We start from the raw sequence: 8,195 nt of genomic DNA, 5'->3' as shown, positions 1-8,195 counted from the left end.
TGAAAATGATAATTATTATCAGTAATAATTATAAATAAAAAATGATTATAAAAAAACAACTGAATATAAAGGATGAAATGAAACATGTTACATAAGTCTACTGTACATGCTGGCAATAATCGCTGGATACATATTAAGTTCGTATGTTTCATGAGCTTAACAATTTTATGTTTAATTGGATCTATATTTTTAGCCGTTGCATTCGGTGCAAAGGATATTCATTTGCAAACGGTGTGGGAAGCGGTTTTTGATTACAATCCGAAATTAACGCAGCATCAAATTATTTATGAATTAAGGCTCCCAAGGGTAATTGGCGCGGCAGTTGTAGGAGCTGCTTTTGCAGTTGCTGGTGCTGTTATGCAAGGAGTAACACGAAACCCTTTAGCTGATGCAGGTGTGCTTGGAATAAATGCAGGTGCGATGTTTGTAGTAACACTTAGTTTTGCCTTTTTCCCGCATATGCCGTATTCCTACTTAATGATTGTTTCCTTTATTGGAGCAGTTTTAAGTACCATACTCATTTTTATTATTGGATCGGCAACATCAGGAGGGTTAACACCGATGAGGTTAACGATTGCTGGAGCAGTTATGGCCGCGCTTTTACATTCATTAAGTTCAGGTATTGCAATTTATTATGATTTAAGCCAAGATTTAGCGTTTTGGTTTGCTGGTGGTGTTGCGGGGGTTAAGTGGGAACACTTGAAATTTTTAGTGCCTATTATTCTCATAACGATTATTTTTGCGACAGTGCTAGGGCGGTCTATTTCACTCATATCAATGGGGGATGATGTTGCTACGAATTTAGGTGTAAAAACGAATCGAACGAGAATACTTGGAATGATTATAGTAGTCATTCTTGCAGGGGTGTCTGTTTCAGCTGTTGGTTCTATTGGATTTGTAGGACTTGTCATTCCGCACATTGCTAGAAAATTAGTTGGTGTTAATTATCGGCTTATTATTCCTATGTCAGCATTATTAGGAGCTATGTTATTGGTGTTAGCTGATTTAGGAGCAAGAACAGTAAATCCTCCTAAAGAACTTGCGATAGGAATTATGGTAGCTCTTGTTGGAGTTCCGTTCTTCCTCTATATAGCACGTAAAGTTGGGAGTGAGCTATAAGTGAAGGATCTTTTTAACACGGATAAAAAGAGAGCTATTACTGTAACTACAATTTTCGGGTGTATAAGTATCGCTGTAATTTTGATTAGCTTAAATACAGGTACACTGAGCATTACACCGCTCAAAGTGATTCAAACGCTTTTTGGTTATGGTGATTTTGAGAGTGCGACAGTGCTATATGATTATCGTATGCCAAGAATTATCATCACAATGTTAGCTGGCATTGGCCTTGGGGTTTCCGGTGCGATTTTGCAAGGATTATCTCGTAACGCGCTGGCTGACCCGGGGATTCTTGGACTGCATTCGGGTGCATCTTTCGGACTTATTGTATTCGTCACTCTCTTTCATTCTATTAATGAGAGTGCATCGATTTTAATACCTTTATTTACATTTGGCGGGGGAGTGCTTGCTGCATTTCTTATTATTGTACTTGCGAGTGATCGGTCAAAAGGGTTACTTCCCATTAGACTTATTCTCGTTGGTATTGCGGTTTCAGCTGGTTTTAGTGCACTTTCGTTATTTTTCTCGCTCAAGTTAAATGATGAGACGTATACGTTCGCTTCTAGGTGGCTAGTTGGTAACGTGTGGGGAAGAGATTGGATTCATGTCCTAGCATTATTACCTTGGATTTTGATACTAACTCCGTATGCATGGCTGAAATCTAAAACGTTAAACGCATTGTCATTAGGTGATAGTGTAGCGGCAGGACTTGGTGTTTCTGTTCAAAAAGAACGATTACTACTTTTAGCTACAGCGGTCGGATTGTCTTGTGCAAGTGTATCAATGGCAGGGGGAATTGGCTTTATCGGCTTAGTTTCTCCGCATATCGCAAGAAAGTTAGTAGGTAGTACATATCAGCACTTCCTACCGCTAGCTGGCATTATTGGAATGATTATTTTAGTACTCGCAGATACGATAGGTCGTTCTGTATTCGAGCCAAACTCCATTCCGGCTGGCGTAGTAGTAGCGGCTTTAGGAGCACCGTATTTTCTTTATTTACTTACAAAAACAAAATAAATACTTCAAAGAGGAGAACATATGAAAAAGAAACTTTCCATTTTATTTAGCATTATGTGTATTTTAGTATTAGCAGCATGTGGTCAAACGAAACCTAATGAAGAGGCAACTAAAAAAACGGAAAAAAGTAAGGATCCAAAAATTGCTTCAATGTCTATTCACTTAACGAATGATTTACTTGCATTAGGAATTACACCAGTAGGTTCTGTTATTGGTGGAGATTTAAAAGATTTCTTACCGCACGTAAAAGAGCAACTGAAAGATACGAAGAAACTTGGCGTTGCAACAGATCCAAACATGGAAGCGTTACTTCAATTAAAGCCAACAGAAATTTATGTGGATGAAAAATATGCTGGCAAAGATTTAGCGAAATACGAAAAAATTGCAACAACACATTCTTTCAATTTAGATGAAGGTACGTGGAGAGATCATTTAAAAGAAGTAGGTAAACTTGTAAACCGTGAGAAAGAAGCGGATAAATATATTCAAGACTATGAAGAACAATCAAAACGAGTGAAAAGTTTAATAGATAAAGAGCTAGGTAATAACGAAAAAACAATGGCAATTCGCGTGACTGCAAAAGAATTACGTGTATTTAGTACGAAAAGACCGATGGGACCAATTTTGTTCCAAGACTTAGGATTACAGCCTGCAAATGGTGTGGAGAAAATTGATGGAAACCGTCCTTACGAAGTCATTTCACAAGAAGTATTACCTGACTTTGATGCAGATGCGATTTTCGTTGTTGTAAATAGAGACGATAAAGCGAAAGCTGCATTTAAACAATTACAAGAAACACCAATTTGGAAAGACTTAAAAGCTGTTAAAGGTAAGCACGTATACATTATTAATGACCAACCATGGCTTGACTATTCTGCTTTAGGTAACAAAATGGCAATGGATGAAGCTGAGAAAATGTTTGCGAAATAAAAAGAATTTTCGAAAGCCCCTCTAACGTTAGAAGGGCTTTTTTTAGTATTTATTGTTAGAATAAATAAAAAATTATACAATGAATTTAATGTAATGTAGAGGAGATGTGCCAATGTCAGCGCTTATTGTAAGTATCCCGTTTATACAACAGTTTATGGAACTAGGGGATAAATAGGCTAGAATAAGTATCCCCGCTATTTAATAAAGGGGGAGTTTGAAATGACTTTGAATCTTTTTCGAAATAAAACTATTAAATTATCAGCTATTAGAGAAAATGATGCTGAAGTAATCGCTATGTGGCAAGAGGATAGTGAGTATTTAAGAAATGTAGATACAGATTTGGCATTCCCACAATCTTTACATGAAATATCAAATGATGAACTATTAAAAGGACGAAAATCACATAGTGTATCTTTCATGTTAAGAACAGTTCAAGATGATCGTTTAATTGGTTTTGTTGCAATTCACGGTATAGAGTGGAATAACAGAACAGGTTTATTAGCTATTGGTATAGGAGATGCAAATGATAGGGGAAAAGGATATGGAAGAGAAGCAATACATCTTATTTTAAGGTATGCTTTCTATGAAATGAATTTACATCGCGTTGGCCTTGATGTTATTTCCTATAATAAAGCTGCCATTACACTGTATAAAAAGATAGGTTTTCAGATGGAAGGGTGTATGAGGGAAGCAGTTCAAAGAGATGGAAAGTGTTTTGATCGTATCATTATGGGGATATTGCGGGATGAATGGATAGAGCTACAAGATTAGAAAATATATTCAATATTATATATGTAGTATGCAGGAGATATAATGATAATTGGCGAAAATTTACAGTGTGCGGATTGAATTTATCCCGCGTTAACGGGCAGTAAAACTCCCACCTCAAAATTCAGTTGGAGCAAAGAAGTTAGGCGGGAGATCAACTGTCCGTAAACGCCCGATTGGTTCAACTAATAATCAGTGGGGATGAACAAAACCCCCCACTGATTAAAGTTTCACTTTATAAGGAGTTATGCAAAATGAATTTAGAAAAAGCAAAACCAGTAAATGAAGAGGTCGCTGAATTAAAAGAACTAATTAAAGAATTGCATGGAAGTGTGCACCAACTTCAAAGTGAAGTGCAACAACTAAGGCACGAAAGACCAGTTGTTGAAGTAAGAAAAGGTGTTCAACTATCCTCTAAAATTATCGGACAAATTGGTGGTATGATTTTAGGGGGATTAGCAATTATAGGTATATTTTGGTGATGAAAAAAGGTATGCGGCGTAGTGCTGCATACCTTTTGAATTTGAAGATATAATTTAACTTTTACATTAAATAACGTAAATATATATAAGCATGTGATAACAGTAGCGCAATAATAGTTAATGGTAAACCAATCTTTAAGAAGTCCATATACGAGAAGCCATGTCCTTCACGTTTTGCAATACCAGCAACGACTACGTTTGCTGATGCTCCGATTAACGTTCCATTTCCTCCTAAGCAAGCTCCAAGAGATAATGCCCACCATAATACTTCGATTTGCGGAGAATCGACAGAGAGTCCGAGTCCTGTAGCTAAATCTTGAATAAGTGGAATCATCGTTGCGACAAATGGGATGTTGTCAATTGTCGCAGATGCGATGCCAGATACCCATAAGATAAGTATCGCAGCGAAACCGATGTCGCCATTTGTTACGTCAAGTACTTGTTGTGCAAGAGAAGAAATGAGTCCGATATCAATTAACCCGCCAACGAGAACGAATAGTCCGGCGAAGAAGAAAATGGTTACCCATTCAACGTGAGCGAATACATCTTCAATATCATGTTCTTTTACCCCGATTAACATAAGAAGTGTAGCACCTGTCATCGCAATAACGGCAGCGTCTACATGAATAATAGAATGAAGTACGAAGCCTAAAATAGTTAGTCCCAAAATCGTAATGGATTTTAAAAGGAGGCTTTGATCTTTAATATAATCTTTTTCATTTAATTCCATTAATATTTTAATTTGCTCAGGTGTTGTTTTTAGTTTATTACGATACATGAAGTAAATAATACCAAGTGTAACGATAGAAATAATAATTACGATTGGAGCTAAGTTAAGTAAAAAGGCATTAAAGTCTAAATGCTTATTTGCTGATCCAATCATAATGTTAGGTGGATCACCGATTAATGTTGCTGTTCCGCCTATATTTGAAAATAGTACTTCTGAAATCAAATAAGGAACAGGGTTTACTTTTAAAATACGTGTAATGGATAGTGTAACAGGAACGATTAATAAAACGGTCGTTACGTTGTCCAAAAATGCAGAACCAACAGCGGTTAACAGGGATAGTAATAATAAAATGCGGATTGGTTTTCCGCCAGCTGCCTTAGCTGCTTTAATGGCTACAAATTCAAATACGCCTGATTGACTCGTAATATGTACGAGAATCATCATCCCAATTAAAAGGGTGATCGTTTCCCATTGAATATGTGATGTGAAAGCAGTGTGTAAATCTACAATTCCAAAAATAATCATAATAGCAGCACCGAATAGTGCGATTACAGCACGATTCAGTTTCTCAGAAATAATAAAACCGTATGTGACTAAAAATACGGCAATTGCAAAATAATATTGCCAATTTGCTACTTCATGTGCTGATTGTTCCAATCGTTTCACCTTCTTTAAAGTATGTATTCAATTGTAAACATGCATCCCTCTGCATAATTTATATTGTAGCAAATTCAAAAAAGAAAGAAAACTATTTCACAAAGTGAAGGAAAAAATGTGTTTTTTACATATCATATAAAAAATATAAAAAACACAGTGCAAATTATTAGGAAAAGTGAGCGTTGTCCTCTAATATAGAGATAGCAATTTACATTAGTTTTGCGTAAAATGGTTTAAAGAGGTGAATTCCGATGGAAATAGTAAAAGATAGTTCTCTTATTCAAAATGAAATTGAACGTTTTGTAAATAAAGATGTATATATTCATTTAGAAACGACGAACGGAGCGTATGCGTCACACTTTAATGAAAAGCTGATGACAGTTGGAGCATTCATTCGAAATGCAATTATTCGCTTTGAGCGCGGGAAGATAACTGGAACAAACCCATACCGAGTTGGTTTGAAAATGGATCATGGATGGGTATATGCAGAAGGTATTACGCACTGGGAAGTAGACGATAAAGAGCGTTTATTACTTGCAGGGCACGATAATCAAGGTCGCTTAGCAGTTGCGCTTGAGTTAAGCTTAACGCCATTTAAGTAAGAAGGAGGGAAACTTATGGAGAGACATGTACTTGTTGTATTTCCGCATCCAGATGATGAAGCATTTGCTGCGGGAGGAACAATTCGCTTATTAACAGATCAAGGAGTACCTGTAACGTATGCGTGCGGTACTCTAGGACAAATGGGACGTAACATGGGTAAGAACGTATTTGCTAACCGTGAAACGATTCCAAATATCCGTGAAAAAGAATTAAAAGATGCATGTGAAGCGATGGGGATTCAAGATTTAAGAATGCTTGGTTTCCATGATAAAACGTTAGAATTTGAAGATGTTGATTTCGTTGCAGATAAAATTGAAGCGATCATTCAAGAAGTAAATCCATCTCGAATTATTACATTTTATCCAGAGCACGGCGTACATCCAGATCATGATGCATTTGGCCGCGCTGTCGTTCGCGCTGTATCACGTATGCAAAAAGAAGAACGCCCAGTCATTCATGCAGTTGCGATTACGAAAAATCGAGAAGCTGTACTTGGTGAACCAGATGTTGTAAATAATATTAGTGAAGTATTTGAACAAAAATTAGCTGCACTAGGCGCGCATCGTTCACAAACAGAAGCGATGCTTGAAGAAACGCACGCAAAAATCAAAAACAAAGATGCAGCAACATTAAAATGGCTGCAACTTGAACAATTTTGGACTTATAAATGGGAGTAGGCTAGAAGGAAACCTTCTAGTAGCTCTTACATAGAAAAAGCGCCGTCACTTGTGACGGTGCTTTTTTAATGAATAATCTTTATTATCTTGTACTCCATTCTTTTACAAATTCATCATGGTATGCTTCGGTCCAATGGTATGGCTGCAATTCTTTTAGCGGTTTAAAAATGATATCTTGTTTAGAATTTGTAATTGCGCATTGTACTTCTGGTCCCCAATAAAATAAACGTTCTTGGCATACACCGCAGGGGGATAATACCTTTAATTCAGAATGCTCACATTCTCTTGCAAGACAAATAGACTGTGTAACTTTCTTTTGAAATTTATGTGCTTCTAAAATAGCACCTGTTTCCATACAAAGTTCTGTTGAAGCGTTTATTACGTCAGGGGCCACACTTGTATAAATGGATCCATCTTCTACGCGAATCGCAGCAGCTCCACCCCAATCATGTGGATATCTTTGGTCAATTAAACTTTTCACTGCGTCATATAATTGCTGTTCAATACTCATTTTCTTTTCCTCATTTCTGATTCAATGAATGTCGTTTTTTAGTTAAGCCGATATAAAGAAAAACTAGAATGGATCACCGATTTTAAAGCATGAATTCAAGAATTACTTTTCATCTGCATATTTTTCCTCTAAAGAAATTAATAGAGCGATTAACCCGAGTACTACAATAATTAAAGTAGTTATAAAAGATTTAGAAAGAGAAAAGGAACCTGCAATTAAAGGTGATAAAAACTTGAATGACAGTATACTAGCTATTAAGGACACTACTAAAATGGTAAAAAGAGCTGTATTTTTATTATTTATAGATGTTTGTAAAAAGTCTTTAATAAAGCCAATAGAGACAAATATAGTTAGTATGATAAGTGAAATAAAATAATGTGTTACATTTGTCATACTAATAGTAGGATCGTCTATTATGTAGGCAAGTAACTTAGATATTAACATACCCCCAAACAATAGGATGGTAAAAGCGAGTAATCCTTCTAGCATATAAGTGCTAAAATTATCTTTCTTTTTAAAGAGTTTATGGATTAGAGTAGTCTGGATTATTTGAATGATAAATAAAGCGATAATCCACACATAATATACAAATGGCAATTCTCCTGAGAATAGGGAAATTAGGAAGTTTAATATTGTCCTTAAAATTTCAATCATTACGAAAGTCCTCCTGTTTGTAAACTTTACGACATTAGAAATATGCT

Annotated in this window: 10 protein-coding genes; 7 read left to right on the top strand and 3 right to left on the bottom strand. The window is 36.0% G+C overall.

Features of this window, described 5'->3' with window-relative positions; genetic code table 11:
- The first annotated feature begins 84 nt into the window (after window positions 1-84).
- The 5 genes from COI75_RS04630 (at window position 85) to COI75_RS04610 (ending at window position 4,316) form a co-directional block, all read left to right on the top strand.
- Entirely contained in the window at window positions 85-1,119 is a 1,035-nt protein-coding gene (locus tag COI75_RS04630; protein WP_000902734.1) for a FecCD family ABC transporter permease, read from the top strand.
- A complete protein-coding gene (locus tag COI75_RS04625) occupies window positions 1,120-2,136 on the top strand; it encodes a FecCD family ABC transporter permease (protein WP_000653824.1) in 1,017 nt (338 codons plus the stop codon). It begins immediately after the preceding gene.
- 21 nt (window positions 2,137-2,157) lie between these two features.
- Window positions 2,158-3,066, top strand: a complete 909-nt coding sequence (locus COI75_RS04620; RefSeq protein ID WP_000728112.1) for an iron-hydroxamate ABC transporter substrate-binding protein — start codon at window positions 2,158-2,160, stop codon at window positions 3,064-3,066.
- A gap of 219 nt (window positions 3,067-3,285) precedes the next feature.
- On the top strand, window positions 3,286-3,837 hold the full coding sequence (locus COI75_RS04615; RefSeq protein WP_000174332.1) for a GNAT family N-acetyltransferase: 552 nt from the start codon (window positions 3,286-3,288) through the stop codon (window positions 3,835-3,837).
- A 251-nt stretch (window positions 3,838-4,088) separates the two neighbouring features.
- A complete protein-coding gene (locus COI75_RS04610) occupies window positions 4,089-4,316 on the top strand; it encodes a hypothetical protein (RefSeq protein ID WP_001047306.1) in 228 nt (75 codons plus the stop codon).
- A 61-nt stretch (window positions 4,317-4,377) separates the two neighbouring features.
- Here COI75_RS04610 and COI75_RS04605 read toward each other — a convergent pair whose 3' ends face one another.
- Window positions 4,378-5,703 (bottom strand): ArsB/NhaD family transporter, encoded by a 1,326-nt coding sequence (locus COI75_RS04605; protein ID WP_000438014.1) that lies wholly within the window; start codon window positions 5,701-5,703, stop codon window positions 4,378-4,380.
- Between the two features lie 251 nt (window positions 5,704-5,954).
- Between COI75_RS04605 and COI75_RS04600 the strand changes: the two genes are divergently transcribed.
- Window positions 5,955-6,305 carry a YojF family protein gene (locus tag COI75_RS04600; protein ID WP_000407037.1) on the top strand — a complete coding sequence of 117 codons (351 nt, stop codon included), beginning with the start codon at window positions 5,955-5,957 and terminating at the stop codon, window positions 6,303-6,305.
- Window positions 6,306-6,320: 15 nt separating this feature from the next.
- Entirely contained in the window at window positions 6,321-6,983 is a 663-nt protein-coding gene (bshB2, locus tag COI75_RS04595; protein WP_000439467.1) for a bacillithiol biosynthesis deacetylase BshB2, read from the top strand.
- Between the two features lie 82 nt (window positions 6,984-7,065).
- Here bshB2 and COI75_RS04590 read toward each other — a convergent pair whose 3' ends face one another.
- Together COI75_RS04590 and COI75_RS04585 are read right to left on the bottom strand one after the other, a co-directional pair.
- Window positions 7,066-7,494 carry a cytidine deaminase gene (locus COI75_RS04590; RefSeq protein ID WP_000021275.1) on the bottom strand — a complete coding sequence of 143 codons (429 nt, stop codon included), beginning with the start codon at window positions 7,492-7,494 and terminating at the stop codon, window positions 7,066-7,068.
- A gap of 102 nt (window positions 7,495-7,596) precedes the next feature.
- Window positions 7,597-8,148, bottom strand: coding sequence for a DUF5823 family protein (locus COI75_RS04585; RefSeq protein WP_000569999.1), 552 nt, complete (start codon window positions 8,146-8,148; stop codon window positions 7,597-7,599).
- Window positions 8,149-8,195: the final 47 nt, after the last annotated feature.

It is taken from the genome of Bacillus cereus (genome assembly GCF_002564555.1).
Classification (GTDB): Bacteria; Bacillota; Bacilli; order Bacillales; family Bacillaceae_G; genus Bacillus_A; species Bacillus_A cereus_K.
This window is presented reverse-complemented; position numbering and strand designations above follow the sequence as displayed.

Coding starts and splice junctions, on each gene's coding strand:
- COI75_RS04590 (WP_000021275.1), bottom strand. CDS start 7,494: ATGAGTATTGAACAGCAATTATATGACGCAGTGAAAAGTTTAATTGAC.
- COI75_RS04620 (WP_000728112.1), top strand. CDS start 2,158: ATGAAAAAGAAACTTTCCATTTTATTTAGCATTATGTGTATTTTAGTA.
- COI75_RS04600 (WP_000407037.1), top strand. CDS start 5,955: ATGGAAATAGTAAAAGATAGTTCTCTTATTCAAAATGAAATTGAACGT.
- COI75_RS04615 (WP_000174332.1), top strand. CDS start 3,286: ATGACTTTGAATCTTTTTCGAAATAAAACTATTAAATTATCAGCTATT.
- COI75_RS04585 (WP_000569999.1), bottom strand. CDS start 8,148: ATGATTGAAATTTTAAGGACAATATTAAACTTCCTAATTTCCCTATTC.
- COI75_RS04630 (WP_000902734.1), top strand. CDS start 85: ATGTTACATAAGTCTACTGTACATGCTGGCAATAATCGCTGGATACAT.
- bshB2 (WP_000439467.1), top strand. CDS start 6,321: ATGGAGAGACATGTACTTGTTGTATTTCCGCATCCAGATGATGAAGCA.
- COI75_RS04610 (WP_001047306.1), top strand. CDS start 4,089: ATGAATTTAGAAAAAGCAAAACCAGTAAATGAAGAGGTCGCTGAATTA.